Origin of the sequence: Pseudomonas sp. 13B_2.1_Bac1 (assembly GCF_025466155.1) — a bacterium.
In the GTDB taxonomy this organism is placed as follows: Bacteria; Pseudomonadota; Gammaproteobacteria; order Pseudomonadales; family Pseudomonadaceae; genus Aquipseudomonas; species Aquipseudomonas aylmerensis.
On the sequence record NZ_JANLOH010000005.1, the window covers coordinates 23,987 to 45,659 of the forward strand.

Sequence of the window (21,673 nt, forward strand, 5' to 3'; positions counted from 1 at the left end):
CGGTGTGGTGTGAATCAAAGGGCGCGATGTTAACACGTCAGCCGGCTTCAACTTTGCTTGTAGCCGCGCACTTCATCCACGCCCCGGTTGGCCAGTTGGTCGGCGCGCTCGTTGCCCGGATGGCCGATGTGACCGCGCACCCATTTCCAGGTGATGTCATGGCGGTTGCATTGCTCATCGAGCAGTTGCCACAGGTCGGCATTCTTCACCGGTTCCTTGGCCGCGGTTTTCCAGCCACGCTTCTTCCAGTTGACCATCCACTCGTTGATGCCCTTCATCACGTATTGCGAGTCGGTCACCAGCAGCACGTTGCAGCGGCGCTTGAGTTCTTCGAGGCCGCGAATCGCGCCCATCAGTTCCATGCGGTTGTTGGTGGTGTTGGCTTCGCCGCCCCACAACTCCTTCTCCACGCCCTTGCACACCAGCAACGCGCCCCAGCCGCCAGGGCCGGGGTTGCCCTTGCAGGCACCATCAGTGAAGAGTTCTACGCTATCGGTCATCGGTTGCTCGGTCTGAAATCAAAAAAGTTTTACGGTTCGCTTTGCTTGCGGTTGACCTTGGCCATCGGCATCGGCACCAGCTTGCCCATGGACTGGCGTGGTACCTGGCGCACGGGACGCAGCCCGACCACGATCTTGCGTGCCACCAATAAATAGAAGCCGCCGCCAGACAACTGCCAGGCACCTGCGCGGCGTTCCCAGCCGGCCAGGCGGCCTTGCCACTTGGCGGACGCAAGCGGCGGACGATAGCACCCGAAGCGGCGTTTCTCCAGCGCGAAGCCCAGCAGGTTCAGCCAGTCGCCGACCCGCGACGGCGAGATGCAGCGTGCCTGGCGCAAGCCGTCATGGGCGAACACATGGCGCAGGCCCCAACTGCTCCAGGGGTTGATGCCGACAATCAGCAAATGGCCACCAGGGCGCACACTGCTCGCCGCTTCGCGCAACAAACCGTGGGGCGACAGGCAGAAATCCAGGCCGTGCTGCAACACCACCACATCGGCGGCGTGCTCGCTCAACGGCCAGGCCTGCTCTTCGCAGACGATCTCCACGCCCGGCAACGGCGCCCCCAGGCGCACGTTGCGTTGCACCTGCGGCGCGGCAGGCGGTGTCTGGGCCGACGGGCCGTAGTGCACCAGGTAGCCGCCAAAGAACCGGCCCAACTCGTCTTCGAGCATGCGCCGCTCTTCATCCAGCAGAAATTGCCCGATCGGCCCGGACAGCCATTCGCGGGCGGCGCTGATCAGTGCCAGCCACTCAGGATCGGCCTGGGCGAACGCTTTATCAGTCATTGCATTCTCCAACTCGCCTAGACGTTCTAAGATGCACCAATGTGTTCAGCTTGGCGAATCGAAGAATGATACAGATCAGTGCCCTGCCCGCCTTCACCGATAACTACATCTGGGTGTTACAAGACCCCCAGACCAACCGCTGCGCCGTGGTCGACCCCGGCGATGCCGCGCCCGTGCTGGCCTGGCTCAAGCAGAACCCGGACTGGACCCTCAGCGACATCCTGGTCACCCACCATCACCATGATCATGTCGGCGGTGTCGAGCAACTCAAAAGCGCGACGGGTGCCAAGGTCTACGGCCCGGCGAACGAAAACATCCCGGCGCGCGATGTCGCCCTGCAGGATAACGACCGTATCAACGTGCTCGCCTGGGATTTCGACGTGTACGCCGTGCCCGGCCACACCCTGGGCCATATCGCCTTTTATCACCAGGGCGTGCTGCTGTGTGGCGACACCCTGTTCGCCGCCGGTTGCGGGCGCCTGTTCGAAGGTACGCCGGAGCAGATGCACACTTCGCTGCAACGCTTGGCCGCCCTGCCCGCCGACACGCGGGTGTATTGCACGCACGAATACACACAAAGCAACCTGAAGTTCGCCCAGGCGGTGGAACCGGACAACGCCGATATCGCCAAACGCGTGGAAAACGTCCGCCAACTGCGTGACCGCGGCGAGATGACGCTGCCGTCCAACCTGGCCCTGGAGAAACTCACCAACCCCTTTTTGCGTACCGCTGAAACATCCGTTAAACAAAAAGCGGACGAACGGAATGGCCGCGACAACCGCACTGGGGCCGAGGTGTTTGCTAGCTTGAGGGCTTGGAAAGATAAGTTCTAACGGGATGCAATCTGATACGCAATTTCTGAATGGTTGACCGGAACCAAAGTGCTTTCTAGAATCGCCCGACATTTTTGCCCGGAACTTACTTCCAGCCAATGTCGTCATCTATTCGTAAATCCAACCATTCAGACGCATTGACCCGCCTGGCTCAAGCCGTGGCGGTGGCCGTGTCCGCGACTCTGGCGGGCTGCCAATCGACAAATTTCGCTGCACAATCCACCGTGCAACCCAAACCCAATCTTGCCGCCAAGATCAAGCAAAAACCTATTTGGCTTTCAGAGAAGCCCAGCCCCGAAGTGCCCCAGGATGTATGGGAACGCATGCGCCGGGGCTTTCAATTGCAGGACGGCCTGGGCGTCAACCCGCGCATCGAGCAACAGCGCCTGTGGTTCGCCAGCAACCCGTCCTTCCTGGAGAACGCCGGTGAACGCGGCAGTCTCTACATTCATTACATCGTCGAACGCCTTGAAGAGCGCAACATGCCCCTGGAGCTGGCGCTGCTGCCAGTGATCGAAAGTGCCTACAACCCAATGGCCTATTCGCGCAGCGATGCGGTCGGCCTGTGGCAGTTCATCCCCTCCACCGGTCGCTATTTCAACCTGCGCCAGACCCGCGCCTATGATGGCCGCCGCGATATCACCGCCTCCACCACCGCCGCCCTGGACTATCTGACCCGTCTGCACGATATGTTCAACGGTGACTGGCTGCTGGCGCTGGCCGCCTATAACGCCGGCGAAGGCACGGTCAGCCGGGCCATCGAGCGCAACGAGAAGCTCGGCCTGCCCACCGACTACTGGAACCTGCCCCTGCCCCAGGAAACCAAGGACTACGTGCCCAAGTTCCTGGCGCTGTCCCAGGTGGTACTGGCCCCGGAGGCCTACGGCGTCAACCTGAACCCGATCGCCAACACGCCGTACTTCGAAGTGGTGGAAGTCAAGCAGAGCATGGACCTGTCCCGGGTCGCCGCGCTGGCCGAGATCGACGAAGACGAACTGTTCCAGCTCAACCCGGCACTCAAGCAGCGCACCACCCTGGACGGCCCGCAGCATCTGTTGGTGCCAAGTTCCAAGGCGCAACTGCTCACCAGCAGCCTTTCGGCGATGAAGCCCGAGGAATTGCTGGCGCTGCGTCCGAAGAAGCCGGTGTTCGACGAAGTTGAAACGGCACGGGTGGCCGGGCGTACCCGCAGCTACAAGGTGCGCAGTGGCGACAACCTCACGCTGATCGCCAAGGCGAACAAGGTCGATGTGCATGACCTGCAGCGCTGGAACAAGCTCAACGGCCAGGCCCTCAAGGTCGGCCAGACCCTGGTGATGCAGGACACGCGCAAGCTGGTGGCCAAGGCTGACAGCAAGAAGCCGGTGCAATACAAGGTCAAGAAAGGCGATTCGCTGTATATCGTCGCCAAACGTTTCAACGTCGAGATGCAACATCTCAAGCGCTGGAACCCACGCACTGGCCAGGCGTTGAAGCCGGGGCAGATGCTGGTGGTTTCCGGGCCCCGGTAACCGGCTCACGAGCGGGCGCAGGTGGGAGCTGGCTTGCCGAGGCTGCGAAGGCGGCGGCATTGCTGGCATTTTCTTCGCCTGAGACAGCGCTTTCGCAGCCTCGCTGAAGCTCGACAACTCCCACAGGGGATTGCGGTGTCGCCGTTATTTCAATCCCCTGTGGGATCGCACTATCCAAAGCGACGCAGCCCAAGTGTGGGAGCTGGCTTGCCCTGGCGAGGCTGCGAATGCGGCGGCATTGCTGGCGTTTTCTTCGCCTGGGACAGCGCTTTCGCAGCCTCGCTGAAGCTCGACAACTCCCACAGGGGATTGCGGTGTCGCCCGTATTCCAATCCCCTGTGGGATCGCACTATCCAAAGCGACGCAGCCCAAGTGTGGGAGCTGGCTTGCCTGCGATGCAGACACCTCGGTGTATCGGTGATACCGAGCCGATGCTATCGCAGGCAAGCCAGCTCCCACATTTGTCAGTCATACCGCTCAAGACCTCGCCGGCCCTCAGTCAGCCCCCGCAACAGCCTTTTTCCAACCGGAACAAGCTGTTACTGTACCGATCATAAAGCCCAAGCTGCCTGGATCGGATTCCTGACTTGAAGCGTCCCCTCCTTTTACTAATAAGTCTGGCCTTGAGCTTTGGTGCGAACGCGACGATTACCGAGAGCCACGGTTACACGCAGTTCGGCACGCTCAAGTACCCGGCCAAATTCACCCACTTCGATTGGGTAAACCCTGCAGCGCCGAAAGGCGGGACCTTGCGGGTCATGGCATTTGGCACGTTCGATACGCTCAACCCCTACACCTTCAAGGGCTCCAGCCCGGTTTCCACGCCCAATTTCCTCCAGTACGGCGTCAATGAGCTGAACGAGCCGTTGATGGTCGGCACTGGCCAGTACGCGCCGTCCGGCGATGAACCCACTTCCAGCTACGGGCTGATTGCCCAGTCGGTGGAGTACAGCGAGGACCGCAGCTGGGTGGTGTTCAACCTGCGCCCGGAAGCACGCTTTCACGATGGCAAGCCGATCACCGCGTATGACGTGGCGTTTTCCTATCGCACCCTGCTGACCGAAGGCCACCCGCAGTACCGCACCAACCTGCAGGAAGTCGCGCGGGTCGATATCCTCAACCGGCACCGCATCCGATTTGTGTTCAAGCGCGCCGGCAATCCGCTGCTGATACTGCGCCTGGGCGAGTTGCCGGTGCTGCCCCAGCACTACTGGAAGAATCGCGACTTCAAGGCCACCACCTTCGAACCCCCTTTGGGCAGCGGGCCGTACCGCATCAGCAAGGTCACTCCAGGGCGGCAGTTGGTGTTCGAGCGGGTCAAGGACTACTGGGGCAAGGACCTGCCGGTCAACCAGGGTTTTTATAACTACGACAAGGTCGAAGTGGAGTTCTACCGCGACAGCGACGTGGCCTTCGAAGCATTCAAGGCCGGTGAGTTCGATATCTATATCGAGCACCAGGCCAAGAACTGGGCGAATGGCTACAACTTCCCGGCGGTCAACCGGGGCGACGTGATCAAGGCACAGATCGCCCACCAGATCCCGACCCAGAGCCAGGGCCTGTTCATGAACACGCGCCGGTCGACCTTCAGCCAGACCAAGGTGCGCGAAGGCCTGGGCATGATGTTCGACTTTGAGTGGACCAACCGCACGCTGTTCAGCGGCGCTTATAAACGTACCCTCAGCTATTACCCCAACAGTGAATTCGCCGCCACCGGGGTGCCCACCGGCCATGAATGGCTGATGCTCTCGCCCTACCGCGACCAGTTGCCGCCCAACCTGTTCACGCAGGCCTTCAGCCTGCCCCAGACCGACGGACGCGGCATCCCCCGCGAAACCATGCGCCGCGCCCTCGCCCTGCTCGGCGAAGCCGGCTGGAAGCTGTCGGGGCAACGCCTGCTCGACAAGGACGGGCAACCGCTGCGCTTCGAGATCCTGCTGGTCAACCCGAACCTGGAGCGCATCCTGCAGCCGTACGTCGAGAACCTGATCAGCATCGGCATCGACGCGCGCCTGCGCACGGTTGACCGCGCGCAGTACAAGCAGCGCCTGGACCAGTTCGACTTCGACATGATCCTTATCACCCTCAACCAGACCTTGAGCCCCGGCCTCGAACAGTGGCAGTACTTCCACTCCAGCCAGGCCGCCATCAAGGGCAGCAAGAACTACGCAGGCATCAACAACCCCATCGTCGATCACCTGCTGGAACAACTGCTGGCGGCCAAGACCCGCGAAGAACAACTGGCGGCCGGTCGCGCCCTGGACCGGGTGCTGCTGTGGCAGCACTACAGTATTCCCAACTGGTACCTCAACTATCATCGCTTGGCGTACCGCAACCGGTTCGCCTTTGTCACCACGCCGCCCTATAGCCTGGGCCTGAGCGCGTGGTGGCTGAAAGCTTCGGAGAAAGCCCAATGATGTATTTGCGTACTGCCCTGCTTGGCGGCCTGTTGCTGTGCACCGCGGCCCAGGCCGCCCCGCAACATGCGTTGACGCTCTACAACGAACCGCCGAAATACCCCGCCGACTTCAAGCACTTCGACTACGTCAACCCGGACGCGCCCAAGGGCGGCACCTTCCGCGAGTCGAGCATGGGCGGCTTCGACAGCCTCAACCCGTACATCAGCAAGGGCGTGCCCGCCGACAACCTGGGGCTGATCTACGACACCCTGGCCATGCAGAGCCTGGACGAACCGATCACGGAGTACGGGCTGGTCGCCGGCAAGATCGAAAAGGCCCCGGACAACAGTTGGGTGCGCTTCTACCTGCGCCCCGAAGCGCGCTTCCACGACGGCCACCCGATCCGTGCCGAAGACGTGGTGTTCACCTTCCAGACCCTGCTCAAGGAAGGCTCGCCGATCTACCGCACCTACTATGCCGACGTCGACGAAGTGGTCGCCGAGGACCCACTGCGCGTGCTGTTCAAGTTCAAGCGCACCAACAATCGTGAATTGCCGCTGATCCTCGGGCAACTGCCGGTATTGCCCAAGCACTGGTGGGCCACGCGTGATTTTGCCAAGGGCAATCTGGAAGTGCCGCTGGGCAGCGGGCCGTACCAGGTCGCCGAGGTCAAGGCCGGGCGCATGATCCGCTACGAGCGGGTCAAGGACTACTGGGCCAAGGACCTGCCGATCACTAAAGGTTTCTACAATTTCGATAACCGCATCACCGACTACTACCGCGACAGCACCGTCTCCCTGGAAGCGTTGAAGGCCGGGCAGTTCGATTACTGGCTGGAGTTCAGTGCCAAGAACTGGGCCAACGCCTACAACATTCCGGCAGTAGCTCAGGGCCGGCTGATCAAGGAAGAAATCCCCAACGGCAACCCCACCGGCATGCAGGGCTTTGTGTTCAATACGCGCAAGCCGATGTTCCAGGATGTGCGCGTGCGCAAGGCGATCAGCCTGTTGCTGGACTTCGAATGGAGCAACAAACAGCTGTTCAACGGCGCCTACACCCGTACCCGCAGTTATTTCGAGAACTCCGAAATGGCCGCCACCGGCCTGCCCGGACCGGATGAGCTGAAGATCCTCGAGCCGCTGCGCGACAAGATCCCCGCCGAGGTCTTCACCCAGGCCTTCGAACCGGCCAAAACCGACGGCAGCGGCATGATCCGCACCCAGCAGCGCGAGGCCTATCAACTGCTGCAGGAAGCCGGCTGGCGCATCGTCGACGACAAGATGGTCGACACCACCGGCAAACCGGTGACCATCGAGTTCCTGCTCGCACAGACCGAGTTCGAACGCATCCTGCTGCCGTTCAAGCGCAACCTCGCCGACCTGGGCATCGACCTGGTGATCCGCCGGGTCGACGTCTCGCAGTTCGTCAACCGTATTCGTTCGCGGGACTTCGACATGCTGGTCGGCAGTTTCCCGCAGTCCACCTCACCGGGTAACGAGCAGCGCGAATTCTGGTCGTCGTCCAGCGCCGACAAGCCCGGCAGCCGCAACTACATGGGGCTCAAGGACCCGGCCGTCGACCAACTGGTGGAAGAGCTGATCGACGCCGACTCGCGCCAAAGCCTGGTGGCCCATGCCAAGGCCCTGGACCGTGTGCTGCAGTTCGGTTACTACGTGATCCCCAACTGGCACATCAAGACCTACCGCGTGGCGTACTGGGACCACCTCGGCCACCCGAAGGTCTCACCGCGCTATGACGTCGGCACCGCCACCTGGTGGGCCAAGCCCGATGCCAAGCCGGCGGTAACCGTGGACACCACCCAGACCGCCGATCCGGCGAGCGGAGGCGATTGAATGCTGGCCTATATTATTCGCCGCCTGTTACTGATCATCCCCACGCTGTTCGGCATCCTGCTGATCAACTTTGTGATCATCCAGGCCGCGCCCGGTGGGCCGGTCGAGCAGATGATCGCCAAGCTCGAAGGCTTTGAAGGCGCCACCAGCCGCATTGCCGGCGGCGGTGCTGAAGTCGCGGTGGCCGGCTCCAGCTACCGTGGCGCCCAGGGCCTGGACCCGGCGCTGATCAAAGAAATCGAGAAGATGTACGGCTTCGACAAGTCGGCGCCGGAACGCCTGTGGATCATGGTCAAGAACTACGCCACGCTGGATTTCGGCGACAGCTTCTTCCGCGACGCCAAGGTCATCGACCTGATCAAGGAAAAGATGCCGGTGTCCATCTCCCTCGGGCTGTGGAGCACGCTGATCATGTACCTTGTGTCGATCCCGCTGGGGATCGCCAAGGCCACGCGCCACGGCAGCCATTTCGATGTGTGGACCAGCTCGGCGATCATCGTCGGCTACGCGATCCCTGCGTTCCTGTTTGCGATCCTGTTGATCGTGGTGTTTGCCGGCGGCAGTTATTTCGACTGGTTCCCGTTGCGCGGGCTGACGTCCAACAACTTCGACGAACTGAGTTGGGGCGGCAAGATTCTCGACTACTTCTGGCACCTGGCGCTGCCGATTACCGCGCTGGTGATCGGTAACTTCGCCACCATGACCCTGCTGACCAAGAACAGCTTTCTTGACGAGATCAACAAGCAGTACGTGGTCACCGCCAAGGCCAAGGGATTGACCAACCGCCGCGTGCTCTACGGCCACGTGTTCCGCAATGCAATGTTGCTGGTGATCGCGGGCTTCCCCTCGGCGTTCATCGGCATCTTCTTCACCGGCTCCTTGCTGGTCGAAGTGATCTTCTCCCTCGACGGCCTCGGTCTGATGAGCTTTGAAGCGGCCATCAACCGCGACTACCCGGTGGTGTTCGGCACGCTGTTTATCTTCACCCTGCTGGGGCTGATCGTGAAACTGATCGGCGACCTCACCTACACCCTGGTCGATCCACGCATCGACTTCGCCAGCCGGGAGCATTGAGATGAATCTATCCCCCCTCAATCGCCGCCGGTTCGAGCGGTTCAAGGCCAACAAGCGCGGCTGGTGGTCGCTGTGGCTGTTCCTGATCCTGTTTGTGCTGAGCCTGGGCGCGGAGTTGATCGCCAACGACAAGCCGCTGGCCGTGCACTTCGATGGCGACTGGTATTTCCCGGCGCTCAAGCGCTACCCGGAGACCACCTTTGGCGGCGAATTCCCGCTGGAAGCCAACTACAAGAGCCCGTATATCCAGGAATTGCTCAAGGCCAAGGATGCCTGGACCTTGTGGGCGCCTATCCCGTTCAGCTACCAGAGCATCAACTACGACCTCAAAGTACCGGCGCCGGCGCCACCGTCCGCGGTGAACCTGCTGGGCACCGATGACCAGGGCCGTGACGTGCTCGCGCGGGTGATCTATGGCTTTCGTGTGTCGGTACTGTTCGCCCTGACGCTGACCGTGCTCAGCTCGATCATCGGCGTGATCGCCGGCGCCCTGCAGGGTTTCTATGGCGGCTGGGTCGACCTGGCCGGGCAGCGCTTCCTGGAAATCTGGTCCGGGTTGCCGGTGCTGTACCTGCTGATCATCCTCGCCAGCTTCGTGCAGCCCAACTTCTGGTGGCTGCTGGGGATCATGCTGCTGTTTTCCTGGATGAGCCTGGTGGACGTGGTGCGCGCCGAGTTCCTGCGCGGGCGCAACCTGGAATACGTACGCGCGGCCCGGGCACTGGGCATGCAGAACGGCGCGATCATGTTCCGCCACATCCTGCCCAATGCCATGGTCTCGACCATGACCTTCATGCCGTTCATTCTCACCGGCGCCATCGGCACCCTCACCGCCCTGGACTTCCTCGGCTTCGGCTTGCCGGCGGGCTCACCGTCGCTGGGTGAACTGGTGGCCCAGGGCAAATCCAACCTGCAGGCACCGTGGCTGGGCATGAGCGCGTTTGCCGTGCTGGCGATCATGTTGAGTCTGCTGGTGTTTATCGGCGAGTCCGCTCGCGATGCCTTCGACCCGAGGAAATGAGATGAATCAGGACAATCTGATCGAAATCCGCGACCTCTCTGTCGAGTTCGTCACCGGCGAGCATCACCACCGTGTGGTGAACAACGTCAGCTTCGACATCAAGCGCGGCGAAACCCTGGCGCTGGTCGGCGAAAGCGGCTCCGGCAAATCGGTGACCGCCCACTCGATCCTGCGCCTGCTGCCCTACCCGTTGGCTCGGCATCCGTCGGGCACCATCGAGTACGCCGGGCAAGACCTGTTGACGCTCAAGGAAAAAACCCTGCGGCACATTCGCGGCAACCGCATTGCGATGATCTTCCAGGAGCCGATGACCTCGCTGAACCCGCTGCACAACATCGAGAAGCAGATCAACGAGGTACTCGGCCTGCACAAAGGCCTCACCGGCAAGGTCGCCACCCAGCGCACCCTGGAACTGCTGGAGCTGGTGGGCATCCCCGAGCCGCACAAGCGCCTCAAGGCCCTGCCCCACGAACTCTCCGGCGGCCAGCGCCAGCGGGTGATGATCGCCATGGCGCTGGCCAACGAGCCGGAGTTGTTGATCGCCGATGAGCCGACCACCGCCCTCGACGTCACCGTGCAGTTGAAGATCCTGGAGTTGCTCAAGGAGCTGCAGGCACGCCTGGGTATGGCCTTGCTGCTGATCAGCCACGACCTCAACCTGGTGCGGCGCATCGCCCATCGGGTGTGTGTGATGCAACAGGGCTGCATCGTTGAACAGGCCGATTGCGAGACGCTGTTCCAGGCGCCGCAGCACCCCTACACCCAGGAACTGCTGGCAGCCGAGCCCAGCGGCGGGCCGGCCGGCAACGCTATCGGTCCACCGTTGCTGGAGGTCGATGACCTCAAGGTGTGGTTCCCGATCAAGAAAGGCTTTTTGCGCACCACCGTCGATTACGTCAAGGCGGTGGACGGCATCAACTTCAGCCTGCCGCAGGGGCAGACGCTGGGCATCGTCGGTGAAAGCGGCTCGGGTAAATCCACCCTGGGCCTGGCCATCTTGCGCTTGATCGCCAGCAAGGGCGGGATCCGCTTTGAAGGCCAGCAACTGGACACGCTCAGCCAGCAACAGGTACGCCCGTTGCGCCGCGAAATGCAGGTGGTGTTCCAGGATCCGTTCGGCAGCCTCAGCCCACGCATGTGCGTGAGCGAAATCGTCGGCGAAGGCCTGCGCATCCACAAGATGGGCACACCGGCCGAGCAGGAAGCGGCGATTATCGCCGCGCTCAAAGAGGTCGGCCTCGACCCGGCGTCGCGCAATCGCTACCCCCACGAGTTCTCCGGGGGCCAGCGTCAACGCATCGCCATCGCCCGCGCGCTGGTGCTCAAGCCACGCCTGATCCTGCTCGACGAACCGACCTCGGCGCTGGACCGCACCGTACAGCGCCAGGTGGTGGAATTGCTGCGCAGCCTGCAGGCCAAGTACAACCTGACTTACCTGTTCATCAGCCATGACCTAGCGGTGGTGAAGGCGCTGAGCCACCAGTTGATGGTGGTCAAGCAGGGGCAGGTGGTGGAACAAGGCGACGCCCAGGCGATCTTCGCCAACCCGCAGCACGCCTACACCCGGCAGTTGCTGGAGGCTGCCTTCCTGGTACCGGCCTGACGCACTGCACTGCCAGGTGGGAGCCCGCTCCCACCTAGAAGCAAACCAATATCATTTGCGCACCTTCCCGCCCTTTGCTTTAATCGCGACCAATTCTTATTTACGCCAATTCTTTTGCGCTGGATGGATATTGTGTCGACCTCTTTCACCCACCTCTACGGTTCCCACCACAGCTGGTTACTTGGCCTGTTGCGCCGACGCCTGAACGACCGCTGGGATGCCGCTGACCTGGCTCACGACACCTTTATCCGCATCCTCAGCCGGCCCCCCGCCGAGACCGATCACGTGCGCCAGCGCTCTTACCTGGCCACCATTGCCCGCGGGTTGTGCATCGACCATTGGCGTCGTCGCCAGCTGGAGAAAGCCTGGCTCGACAGCCTGGCGTTGTGCCCGGAGGCGACACAGCCATCGCCGGAACAGCGCGCCATCATCGTCGAGACCCTCTACGAAGTGGATGCCATGCTCGCCCGCCTGCCGAAAAAGGTCAGCCAAGCCTTCCTGCTCGCGCAACTGCATGGCCTGCCCTACAAACAGATCGCGCAACACTTGGGCGTGTGCGAGCGCATGGTCAAGAAGTACATGGCCCAGGCCTTGCTGCATTGCGCGATCCTCGAAGCCGAGCTCGACGGGATGCTGGTGCAATGAGCCCCACCGGCAAACTCAGCCACGCGAGCCTCGAACAGGCCGCGCAGTGGTACGTGCGCCTGCAGGACCCGAACGGCGCCCAGGAGCAGCAACGCTGGCAATCCTGGTTGATGCAGAACCCCGAGCACCTGGCGGCCTGGCACTATGTGGAGCGCGTCAGCCAGCGCTTCGCACCGTTGATGGAGCATTCCCAGGGCGCCGGCCGTGCACTGCGCAGTTCACGGCGCCAGACCCTCAAGACCTTGCTGGTGCTGTGCGCCGGCTCGACGCTGGCCTGGGGCACCTGGCGCAACACCGCCCTGCCCCGGCTGGTGGGCGGCTGGAGCGCCGACTACGCCACTGCCAGCGGCGAAACCCGCGACGCTTTGCTGGCCGATGGCAGCCATGTATGGCTTAACGCCCTGAGCGCGCTGGATGTGCGCTTCGATACGACGCAACGCTTGCTGCGCCTGCGCTTTGGCGAAGTGCTGATCGACACGGCCAAGGACGCCAGCCGCCCATTCCTGGTGGACACCGAATACGGCCGGCTGCAGGCGCTGGGCACCCGCTTCAGCGTGCTGCAGGGCGAGGAGCATACCCAACTCAACGTGTTCGAAGGCCGAGTGCAGGTCAGCACCCTCAACCAGCAGGTGCGCATCATCGAGGCAGGCCAGCAGGTCCGGTTCGCCCGCAACGGTTTCGACCCGACCGCCCCGGCCTCTCCCGCCCGTGAGGCCTGGAGCCGTGGCGTGCTGTTGGCCGACAACCTGGCGCTGGGCGAGTTGGTCGCCGAGCTCAACCGTTATCGTCCCGGCCACCTGGGTTGCGACCCGGCCGTGGCGCAGTTGCCGGTGATGGGTTCATTCCCGCTCAAGGACAGCGACCACGCCCTGCGCCTGCTGCAAGCCGCGTTGCCGATTCGCGTCGACCGGTTGCTGCCGTGGTGGGTCACCGTCAGCCCCCAGTGAAAAAATCTTCAACCGCCAGTGCCCTTTTTCAAAACTCGTTCGGTTAACCCTGCAGACGCTTTCAATTCGCCGATCGATTTGATCCAAAGGGAAACATTCATGCCGCAACCTGCTCGCTTCGCGCTGCGCCCACTGGCGTTGGCCACCTCGCTGTTTTGCCTCGGCGCACCGACGCTGCACGCCGCCGAAACACCATCGACCCAGGAAGCCGCGCGCAGCTACCGTATTGCCGCCGGCTCCCTGGTCAATGTGCTGAACAGCTTTGCCGAGCAGTCGGGTATTTTCATCGCCGGGCACAACAGCCTCGCCGCAGGTAAAACCAGCCCAGGCCTGAACGGCAACTACACCCCGGCCAGCGGCTTGCAGCGCCTGTTGCAGGGCAGCGGCCTGCAAGCCCTGCCCCAAGGCAACAACGGCTACGTACTCGAACCGGTCCCGGCCAACACCGGCGCCCTGGAGCTGGGTGCTACCACCATTTCCGGCCAGGACCTGGGCGCCACCACCGAAGACACCCACGCCTACACCACAGGCTCCATGGCGTCGGCCACCGGCCTGCCGCTGTCGATGCGCGAAACCCCGCAGTCGGTCACCGTGATCACCCGCCAGCAGATGGACGACCAAGGCTCCAACAGCATCGCCGACACCCTGCGCCGCGCCCCGGGCGTCAGCGTGCAGAACTACGACAGCGAGCGTTGGGAGTTCTCCAGCCGCGGCTTGCCGATCACCAATTTCCAGTACGACGGCGTCAACTCCACCTATGACGGCGTGTACGACTACGGCACCACGAGTACCGACATGGCGGTGTACGACCACCTGGAAATCATCAAGGGTTCGGCGGGCCTGTTGAGCGGCTCCGGCGACCCCTCGGCCACGGTCAACCTGATCCGCAAAAAACCCACCCGCGACTTCAAGGCGTCGGTCACCCAGACCTTCGGCTCCTGGGACAATTACCGCACCGAAGGCGACATCTCCGGCCCCCTGACCGAGTCCGGCAATGTGCGCGGGCGCTTTGTCGGCGTGTACCAGGATCGCCAGTCCTACCTGGACCACTACCAGAACACCAAGGACATCGCCTACGGCATCCTCGAAGCGGATCTCACCCCCGACACTCTGCTGACCTTCGGTATCGACCAGCAGGACACCCGCTCGCGCGGCGCCAGCTGGACCGGTTTCCCGATGTACTTCAGCGACGGCTCGCGCACGAACTTTTCGCGATCGTTCAACCCGGCCGCCGACTGGAGCCGTCGCGACTTCCAGAACCAGACGATCTTCGCCTCGGTGCAGCAGAAGCTCGCCTATGACTGGTCGCTCAAAGTCAGCCTCGACCGCAAGCGCAGCCAGCACGACACCCTGCTCGCCTCCGCGAGTGGCGGCAACCCCGACCCGGTCAGCGGCGAGGGCATGTACATGTTCATGGGCAAGTACAAGGGCGACCAGGTGCAGAACACCCTGGACGTCAACCTCAGCGGGCCGTTCAGCCTGTTCGGCCGCGAGCACGAGTTGATCATGGGCTTCATGGCCACCCGCTCGAAACAGGACGTGCCGGTATACGGTTCGATCTACCCACCCGTGGGCGGCAGCATCTTTGACTGGCGCGGCGAATACGCCAAGCCCGACATCCCACGCAGCGGCCAGAACGATATCGTGCAACGCCAGACCGGCGCCTACCTCGCCACTCGCCTGAAACCGACCGATGACCTGGCAGTGATCCTCGGCGCGCGCGTGAGCAATTTCAGCGGCACCGACACCACCGACTTCTTCGACCCCGCCCAGGCCGACAACCGCGCCACCTACCACCAGAGTGGCGTGGTCACGCCCTATGCCGGGGTCGTCTATGACCTGAACGACACCTGGTCGGTGTACACCAGCTATACCCAGATCTATCGCCCGCAAACCAGCAAGGATGCCGATCGCAAGCTGCTCGACCCGGTCGAAGGCCAGACCTATGAAGCGGGGCTCAAGGCTGCGTTCTACGGCGGCCGCCTGAATGCCAGCTTCGCCGCGTTCCGCATCGAACAGGACAACGTGGCCGAGTACGTCTCGGGTTTCGAGAGCGACTCGATCTACCGCCCCATCGCCGGCGCCACCACCAAAGGCTTCGAGGCCGAGCTGTCGGGTGAAGTGCTCGACGGCTGGAATATCTCCGCCGGCTACACCTACCAGCACACCCGCGATGCCAATGACGGCTACGTCTACAGTTCGGTGCTGCAGACCACCACGCCGCAACAAGTCGTACGGCTGTTCAGCGCCTATCGCCTGCCGGGCGCCCTGGACAACATCACCGTGGGCGGCGGTGTGAACTGGCAGAGTGAGTTCTTCGGCAAGGTGTTCCAGCCAGACCCGAATGACACGGTCAACTTCGGCCACGACTCGCGCATCACCCAGGACAGCTACTACCTGGTCGACCTGATGGCACGCTATCGCTTCAACGACCACCTGAGCACCACGCTGAACGTGAAGAACCTCTTCGACAAGAAGTACTACACGGGCCTGGGCAACTTCGGCACCGGCTTCTACGGCGAACCGCGCAGCCTGCAGCTGGCAACCAAGTGGGATTTCTAGGCTGACGCCCCGGGCGGTCTGTGCAATCATCCCTTCACTCGCTCAAGGGATGGAACTGCCGCCATGTCGCTGGACAGCCTTGCTCACCCTTCGCACTCGCCGCGCTTCTGGCGCGACGAGCGCTTGCCGTTCATCGAAGCGCGCACCATCGCCGATGGGCGCAAGGTCACCTACACGCGCCATGCCCACGAGCACTTCTCCATCGGGGTGGTCACCACGGGGCGCAGTTATTACCACTACGGCGCAGAGACGTTCGAGATCAGCGCCGGCACGGTGGTATTGATGAACCCCGGCGATGTGCACGCCTGCAATCCCATCGACAACGAGCGATGGTCCTACAAGATGCTGTACATCGACACGCCGTGGCTGACCGACCTGCAGTACCAGCTGGGGTTCAGCACCGACCAGGGTTATCGGCCATTCAATACGCCCTACACGCGCGATCCGGTGCTGTACGAGGGCTTGCTGGAGCTATACCGGACGCTGGTGGATGAGCAGGCCGAACACCTGCAAAAGCAAAGCGCGCTGGTGAGTTATTTCAGCGAAGTGCAGCAACGCCTGAACCCTTCACCCGCCCCGATGCGCGAGGTCAACCTCAAGCTGGAACGGGCCGCCGACTACATCCGCGAACACTGCACCCAGGCCCTGAAGCTGGAGGACATCTGCCTGGCCGCCGAGCTGTCGCCGTCGTACCTGATCCGCGCCTTCAAACAGTATTACGGGCTGACCCCGCATGCCTTCCTGGTCAACCGGCGCATCCAGTTTGCCCGCACCCAACTGCGCGACGGCAAGCTGATCGCCGATGTCGCCCTGGCCGCAGGCTTTGCCGACCAGGCGCATTTCCAGCGCGCCTTCAAGCAGCATTTCGCGGCCACGCCGGGGCAGTACCGCGACGTCCTCAAGCCATCAGCAAATAACCCACACTGGCCACCAGCAACGCGGCCATCGAGCGGTTGAATACACGCACACCCTGGGGGTTGCCCAGGTAGCGGCGCAGGAACGTGCCGGCATAGGCCCAGCATGCCACCGACAGGTAGCAGATCACCAGGTAAAGGCCGGCAAACAGCCAGACCTGCCGAGCATCGCCGTCCGCCACAAACAGGCCCATGCCCGCCACGCAGGCCAGCCAGGCCTTGGGATTGAGCCACTGCATGATCGCGCCGTAGAGCATCGACGGCGCCGTCGCGCTGCCGTCCGCGTCCAGGCGGCCATCGTCCACCGCGAGTTTCCAGGCCATGTAGAGCAAGAAGGCCACCCCGCCCCACTGGATCAACTGCGTCAGGAGCGGCCAGCGCACCAGCACTTCATGCAGCCCCAGGCCGATCAACACCAGCAACAAGGTGAAGCCGACGGCGGCGCCGAACACGTGTTTCTGGCTGGCGACAAAACCGAAGCGCGCGCCTGAACTCAGGGCCACCACATTGACCGGTCCGGGTGTGATCGAGGTGGCCAATGCGAAGGCGGCCATGGAAATGATCAAGCTCATTGCAGTTCCTTTTTATTCGGGCAGATGACGATGGAGCCACGTTAAAGGGCAAGGCACGCGGGGTATTGAACAAAATCACCCTTGTCGAAGTATTTTGTGTGCGCCCCTGGAGTCGGCCTCGCACTGCTCAAGGCGCGGGACAGACAACGGCGGTGAAACCGCTCTGGCCCGAGCGCTTTAGACGCTTTTATTCCATTGATATAACTGCATTTTTTTCTTTCAGAACGCCGATCTCAATAGGCAAAAATGCGTGTTTCCCACGCCTGGGCCGGTGCTAGAGTTCAGCGCCTACTCACTGCAATCAAAGGAATCGCCATGTCACGTCGCCTGCTGGCAACTGCCTGCCTGTTGCTGTCTTTCTCTGCGGTCCAGGCCGCTGAACGCTGGGAAACCCTGCCGCCGACACCGGCCCCGGTGGCCGGCGCCAAAACCGGCTACGCCGCCGTCAACGGCATCAAGGTCTACTACACCCGCACCGGGCATGGATCGCCGGTGGTGCTGCTGCACGGTGGGCTGTCCAACTCCGATTACTGGGGCAACCAGGTCAAGGCACTGGCGGCCAAGCACACGGTGATCAGCCTCGACAGCCGTGGCCACGGGCGCAGCTCGCGGGACGATAAACCCTACGGCTACGACCTGATGGCCGATGACGTGGTGGCCGTGCTCGACAGCCTGAAGATCCCGCGCGCCGATATTGTCGGCTGGAGCGACGGCGCCATCATCGGCATCGACCTGGCCCTGCGTCACCCGGACCGGATCGGCAAGGTGTTCGCGTTCGCCGCCAACACCCAGACCGCCGGGGTCAAGGACGGCGTAGAGAAAAACCCGACCTTCGCCGCCTTCATCGAACGCGCCGGCAAGGAGTACGCCAGGCTGTCGCCGACGCCTAAAGAGTACGATGCATTCGTCGAGCAGATCAGCCATATGTGGGCCAGCCAACCGAACTGGACCGACGCCCAGCTGGCGAGCATCAAGACGCCAATCCTGATTGCCGACGGCGACCATGACGAAGCGATCAAGCGCGAGCACACCGAGTACATGGCGGCCACCATCCCAGGGGCAGGCTTGCTGATCCTGCCGAACACCAGCCACTTTGCCTTCCTGCAGGACCCGGCGTTGTTCAATGCAGCGCTGCTGGGCTTCCTCGATAGCAAATAGACCCTGCCCCCTGTGGGCGCGCACTCACTGCGCGCCCACAGATCACATAGACGGCAATCGCGCCTAGCTGACCTGCGTGACGATATCGTCGAGGCCCAGCACCCGGCCATCCTCGGCCAGGATCTCGACCTTGCGCAGCGGCTTGAGCGAGCGCGCATCCAGCACGCGCGCGCCGACCTGTTCGGGCTGCGTGTGCGCCTCCCCCCACTGCGCCAGCGTCACCAGCACCGGCATCAGCGCGCGGCCCTTGTCGGTCAGCTGATATTCACTGCGCGCACCGACTTCGCTGGTTTGCAGCAGGCCCTGCTCGACCATGTCCTTGAGGCGCGTGGCAAGGATGTTTTTGGCCACGCCCAGGTGCTTCTGGAAATCACCGAAGCGCGTCACGCCGGCGAATGCATCACGGATGATCAACAGCGTCCACCAGTCGCCCACCACGTCCAGGGCACGGGCAACGGGGCAGCCATCGCCTTCCAGGCATTTGCGTTTCATCGTCGGGCCTCCCGGCATTGAAAAATCTGGTTGCATTATAGGACCAACAGCCTCAGGATAAAAACGGTTTCATTATTAAACCTAATTCGCAGCCTGGAGTTCATCATGGATATTCGTGGAAAAGTGGTATTGGTCAGCGGCGCCAATCGCGGCCTGGGTAAAGCGTTCGTCACCACCCTGCTGGCAGCCGGCGCCGCCAAGGTCTACGCCGGTGCGCGGGATCCGCGCAGCGTGGACATTCCCGGCAGCACCCCGATTGCCCTCGACATCACCGACGCGGCCAGCGTGCAGCACGCCGCCGAGCAGTGCGCGGACGTCAGTGTGGTGATCAACAATGCGGGCTTCCTGAAGTACGGTTCGTTGCTGGCCGAAGACAGTGTCGAAAACCTGCAACAGCACTTTGACGTGAACACCTTCGGCACCCTGCGCCTGAGCCGTGCCTTTGCGCCGATCCTGGCCAAACAGGGCGGCGGCGCGCTGATCAACATCCTCTCGGTGCTGAGCTGGCTGAGCCCGCCGGGCGCCGGTGGCTACAGCACTTCGAAATCCGCCCAGTGGGGCCTGACCAACGGCCTGCGCGGCGAGTTGCGCGAGCAGAACACCCTGGTGATCGGCGTGCACCCGGCCTACATCGACACCGACATGGTCGCTGATGTGCAGGCGCCTAAAAGCACGCCCCAGGAAGTGGTCGCCCTCACCCTGCAAGCCCTGGGCGAAGACCGCGAAGAAGTGTTGATCACCGACATGACCCACGCGGTGAAGGCGTCGCTGTCCACCGACAGCCCGGTCTACCTCAACCGCTGACCAGCGAAAAATGCGCGCCGATCCCCGCGCGCACACCCTCGGCCACGGCCAGCGCCACGGAGCCGGCGGCGAGGGACGCGTCACGTTGCGCAGGCTGCATGTGCTGATCCGTATGGGCCGCCATGAAGAACGCGGCGCTCACCGACGCCTTCGAACAAGCTCAGGCGCTGTTGTTGCAGCGCCTCGGCAAGGTCACCCTGGCGCAGTTGGCCGAGGATTTTGATGAGCGTTATCGCGTGGCGATGCTGCCCTAGCGCTGGGCCGGAATGCGGATTTCACCCTCGCGGCACTGGCTTTTGACACTGCGCGGACAGCCGGCGAAGGCCAGGTCCTTGGTCAGGCACACCCGCACCTCCGACAGCACCTTGCCTTTGCAGATTACCGCCAGACCGTGATTGCCCATGCGCGGGTTGCTCTGGCGAAACAGCGCCTCGATCTCGCGAGCCGGCAACGACGGTGGCGTGTTGAACGGCTGCAATTGGTGTGGAATGGCAACCACGCCCAACGCCGCGTCGGTTTTTTCCAGGTACGCCAGCGGTTCAAGGCCGCTGCAGGTGCCATGCTTGGCCCATTCGTGCTTGAGCAGCGCACGCGTAGGGAACAACGTCGCGCCCTTGTCCATCGCTTCACGACTCAGGTACGACTGCGGCGCACAGCTCGCCGGCCACCCTCCTCGCGCGTACTGCGGCCACAGGCCGTGCAGCACAAACCCGTAGCCCTTGCCCGAGCACTGTTCGTTGTCCGGGTGCGTCAGGCAAAACGTCGGCGACCACGACAATGACAGCACATAGAAATCAAACTCCCCCGGCGTGCCCTGTTCACGCGGGGCCGCCACTGCGCCGGTCGCCAGCACCAGCCACACCACCATCCAGTATTTCATCGGTCTATTCCTTGAAAAAAACCCTTTTTATCGCGACTACCCAGGATGGTGGGGGTTGCGTAATAGCACCTTGTCGAGAATCCGATCGGTCTTCAACGCCTCGATGGCCAGCGAAGGATGCTCGGCCTCGCCGCGGATGTGCGCATTCATCGCCAGTACGTGGTGCCACTGGATATGCGCATGGCACGGTACTTCGAGCACTTCCTGGGTCTCGGCTTCCAGGCGCAGCGGCTGGTCTTCGAACACCGAGAACTGAATGCGACCACGGCTGCCGATCAGCTCGACGCGGTCTTCCTTGCGGTCCGCGACGAAGTTCCAGCAGCCCATGCCCAGGGCGCCCGAGCCAAAGGTCCAGCAGGCCGTCACTGCATCTTCCGCCGCATAGCGCCCGGCCTGGCGCGCGGTAAAGCCCGAGACCTCGACGATATCCCCGGCCAGGTACTGGAACAGGTCAAAGCCGTGACTGGCCAGGTCGGCAAAGTAACCGCCACCGGCAATCAGTGGGTCGGTGCGCCAGTTGGCGGCGCTGGCGTCGTCGGCCCCCGGGGGCTTGCACAAGGTCCAGGTCAGGTGGCGCAGTTGGCCGATGCGTCCCGCCTGCAGCCACTCGCGTACCTGCTGGAAGCGCGGCAGCGAGCGACGGTAGTAGGAGACAAACAGGTGCAGCCCGGCCCGCTCGAACGTGCGCTGCATCAACGCGCTCTGCTCGGCATTCAGCGACATGGGCTTCTCGACACAGCAATGCTTGCCGGCCGCCGCCACCATCAGGCTGTACTCGAGGTGGCTGTCGGGCGGTGTGGCGATATACACCGCGTCCACTTCAGGGTCGTCGATCAGTGCCTGGGCGTCGGTATAGAAACGGGCAATGCCATGGCGCGCTGCATAATCGCGCACGGCTGCCTCGCGGCGCCCCATCACGGCGACCAGCGCCGAACCTGGCGCTTTATAGAAGGCGGGTCCACTCTTCAGTTCAGTGACACTGCCACAGCCGATCATGCCCCAACGTACGGTGTTCATCTGTTGTCCTCGTCCGTTTTCATCAATCAGGCAGTATCCACATCCCCAACCCGGTGCGCCATAACCACTTAGCATGACATTTGCATTACACTTTTATGAC

The 21,673-nt window shown here is 62.7% G+C and carries 19 protein-coding genes and 2 pseudogenes; 14 read left to right on the forward strand and 7 right to left on the reverse strand.

Annotated features, from left to right (window positions below):
- Positions 1–47: 47 nt before the first annotated feature.
- Both rnhA and NTD80_RS00685 read right to left on the reverse strand, forming a co-directional pair.
- Entirely contained in the window at positions 48–500 is a 453-nt protein-coding gene (rnhA, locus tag NTD80_RS00680) for a ribonuclease HI (RefSeq protein WP_003173571.1), read from the reverse strand.
- 29 nt (positions 501–529) lie between these two features.
- Complete coding sequence (locus tag NTD80_RS00685) at positions 530–1,288, reverse strand: class I SAM-dependent methyltransferase (RefSeq protein WP_201144156.1); 759 nt, start codon at positions 1,286–1,288, stop codon at positions 530–532.
- A 65-nt stretch (positions 1,289–1,353) separates the two neighbouring features.
- Here NTD80_RS00685 and gloB point away from each other — a divergent pair, with 65 nt between their 5' ends.
- The 11 genes from gloB to NTD80_RS00740 all read left to right on the forward strand — a co-directional run bounded on the left by gloB (position 1,354) and on the right by NTD80_RS00740 (position 16,693).
- Positions 1,354–2,121: a hydroxyacylglutathione hydrolase gene (gene gloB, locus NTD80_RS00690; protein WP_262131699.1), complete on the forward strand. Its 768-nt coding sequence runs from the start codon at positions 1,354–1,356 to the stop codon at positions 2,119–2,121.
- A 98-nt stretch (positions 2,122–2,219) separates the two neighbouring features.
- Positions 2,220–3,632: a lytic transglycosylase domain-containing protein gene (locus NTD80_RS00695; RefSeq protein WP_065906399.1), complete on the forward strand. Its 1,413-nt coding sequence runs from the start codon at positions 2,220–2,222 to the stop codon at positions 3,630–3,632.
- 587 nt (positions 3,633–4,219) lie between these two features.
- Entirely contained in the window at positions 4,220–6,049 is a 1,830-nt protein-coding gene (locus NTD80_RS00700) for an extracellular solute-binding protein (protein ID WP_262131701.1), read from the forward strand.
- The gene (locus tag NTD80_RS00705; RefSeq protein WP_065906394.1) at positions 6,046–7,884 is read left to right on the forward strand and encodes an extracellular solute-binding protein; all 1,839 of its coding nucleotides are present in this window, start codon (positions 6,046–6,048) and stop codon (positions 7,882–7,884) included. Before NTD80_RS00700 ends, NTD80_RS00705 begins: the two co-directional genes overlap by 4 nt.
- Positions 7,885–8,958, forward strand: a complete 1,074-nt coding sequence (locus tag NTD80_RS00710) for a microcin C ABC transporter permease YejB (protein ID WP_065906392.1) — start codon at positions 7,885–7,887, stop codon at positions 8,956–8,958.
- Between the two features lies 1 nt (position 8,959).
- Positions 8,960–9,979 (forward strand): ABC transporter permease, encoded by a 1,020-nt coding sequence (locus NTD80_RS00715; protein ID WP_065906391.1) that lies wholly within the window; start codon positions 8,960–8,962, stop codon positions 9,977–9,979.
- 1 nt (position 9,980) lies between these two features.
- Positions 9,981–11,582: an ABC transporter ATP-binding protein gene (locus tag NTD80_RS00720; RefSeq protein WP_262131702.1), complete on the forward strand. Its 1,602-nt coding sequence runs from the start codon at positions 9,981–9,983 to the stop codon at positions 11,580–11,582.
- A gap of 123 nt (positions 11,583–11,705) precedes the next feature.
- On the forward strand, positions 11,706–12,227 hold the full coding sequence (locus NTD80_RS00725) for a sigma-70 family RNA polymerase sigma factor (RefSeq protein ID WP_262131703.1): 522 nt from the start codon (positions 11,706–11,708) through the stop codon (positions 12,225–12,227).
- The gene (locus tag NTD80_RS00730) at positions 12,224–13,174 is read left to right on the forward strand and encodes a FecR domain-containing protein (RefSeq protein ID WP_262131704.1); all 951 of its coding nucleotides are present in this window, start codon (positions 12,224–12,226) and stop codon (positions 13,172–13,174) included. Before NTD80_RS00725 ends, NTD80_RS00730 begins: the two co-directional genes overlap by 4 nt.
- Before the next feature lie 99 nt (positions 13,175–13,273).
- The gene (locus tag NTD80_RS00735; RefSeq protein ID WP_262131705.1) at positions 13,274–15,736 is read left to right on the forward strand and encodes a TonB-dependent siderophore receptor; all 2,463 of its coding nucleotides are present in this window, start codon (positions 13,274–13,276) and stop codon (positions 15,734–15,736) included.
- A gap of 63 nt (positions 15,737–15,799) precedes the next feature.
- On the forward strand, positions 15,800–16,693 hold the full coding sequence (locus NTD80_RS00740) for an AraC family transcriptional regulator (protein WP_262131707.1): 894 nt from the start codon (positions 15,800–15,802) through the stop codon (positions 16,691–16,693).
- Here the strand turns inward: NTD80_RS00740 and NTD80_RS00745 are convergent.
- Positions 16,635–17,222 (reverse strand): LysE family translocator, encoded by a 588-nt coding sequence (locus tag NTD80_RS00745; RefSeq protein WP_106804195.1) that lies wholly within the window; start codon positions 17,220–17,222, stop codon positions 16,635–16,637. The genes NTD80_RS00740 and NTD80_RS00745 overlap by 59 nt on opposite strands.
- Before the next feature lie 315 nt (positions 17,223–17,537).
- Here NTD80_RS00745 and NTD80_RS00750 point away from each other — a divergent pair, with 315 nt between their 5' ends.
- Positions 17,538–18,380, forward strand: a complete 843-nt coding sequence (locus NTD80_RS00750; protein ID WP_262131708.1) for an alpha/beta fold hydrolase — start codon at positions 17,538–17,540, stop codon at positions 18,378–18,380.
- A 63-nt stretch (positions 18,381–18,443) separates the two neighbouring features.
- Here NTD80_RS00750 and NTD80_RS00755 read toward each other — a convergent pair whose 3' ends face one another.
- Positions 18,444–18,872 carry a winged helix-turn-helix transcriptional regulator gene (locus NTD80_RS00755; protein ID WP_262131709.1) on the reverse strand — a complete coding sequence of 143 codons (429 nt, stop codon included), beginning with the start codon at positions 18,870–18,872 and terminating at the stop codon, positions 18,444–18,446.
- Positions 18,873–18,977: 105 nt separating this feature from the next.
- Here NTD80_RS00755 and NTD80_RS00760 point away from each other — a divergent pair, with 105 nt between their 5' ends.
- Positions 18,978–19,676, forward strand: a complete 699-nt coding sequence (locus tag NTD80_RS00760; RefSeq protein ID WP_262131711.1) for an SDR family oxidoreductase — start codon at positions 18,978–18,980, stop codon at positions 19,674–19,676.
- Here the strand turns inward: NTD80_RS00760 and NTD80_RS31270 are convergent.
- Positions 19,666–19,758: pseudogene (locus tag NTD80_RS31270) on the reverse strand (thioredoxin reductase); the annotation flags it as partial. The gene NTD80_RS00760 and the pseudogene NTD80_RS31270 sit on opposite strands and share 11 nt — an antisense overlap.
- A gap of 46 nt (positions 19,759–19,804) precedes the next feature.
- On the opposite strand from NTD80_RS31270, the pseudogene NTD80_RS00765 reads away from it, so the two are divergent.
- Positions 19,805–19,930, forward strand: a pseudogene (locus NTD80_RS00765) (transcriptional regulator); the annotation flags it as partial.
- Here the strand turns inward: NTD80_RS00765 and NTD80_RS00770 are convergent.
- Complete coding sequence (locus NTD80_RS00770; protein ID WP_262131712.1) at positions 19,927–20,556, reverse strand: ribonuclease T2; 630 nt, start codon at positions 20,554–20,556, stop codon at positions 19,927–19,929. The pseudogene NTD80_RS00765 and the gene NTD80_RS00770 sit on opposite strands and share 4 nt — an antisense overlap.
- A 36-nt stretch (positions 20,557–20,592) precedes the next feature.
- Positions 20,593–21,573, reverse strand: a complete 981-nt coding sequence (locus NTD80_RS00775; RefSeq protein ID WP_065906370.1) for a Gfo/Idh/MocA family protein — start codon at positions 21,571–21,573, stop codon at positions 20,593–20,595.
- Positions 21,574–21,673: the final 100 nt, after the last annotated feature.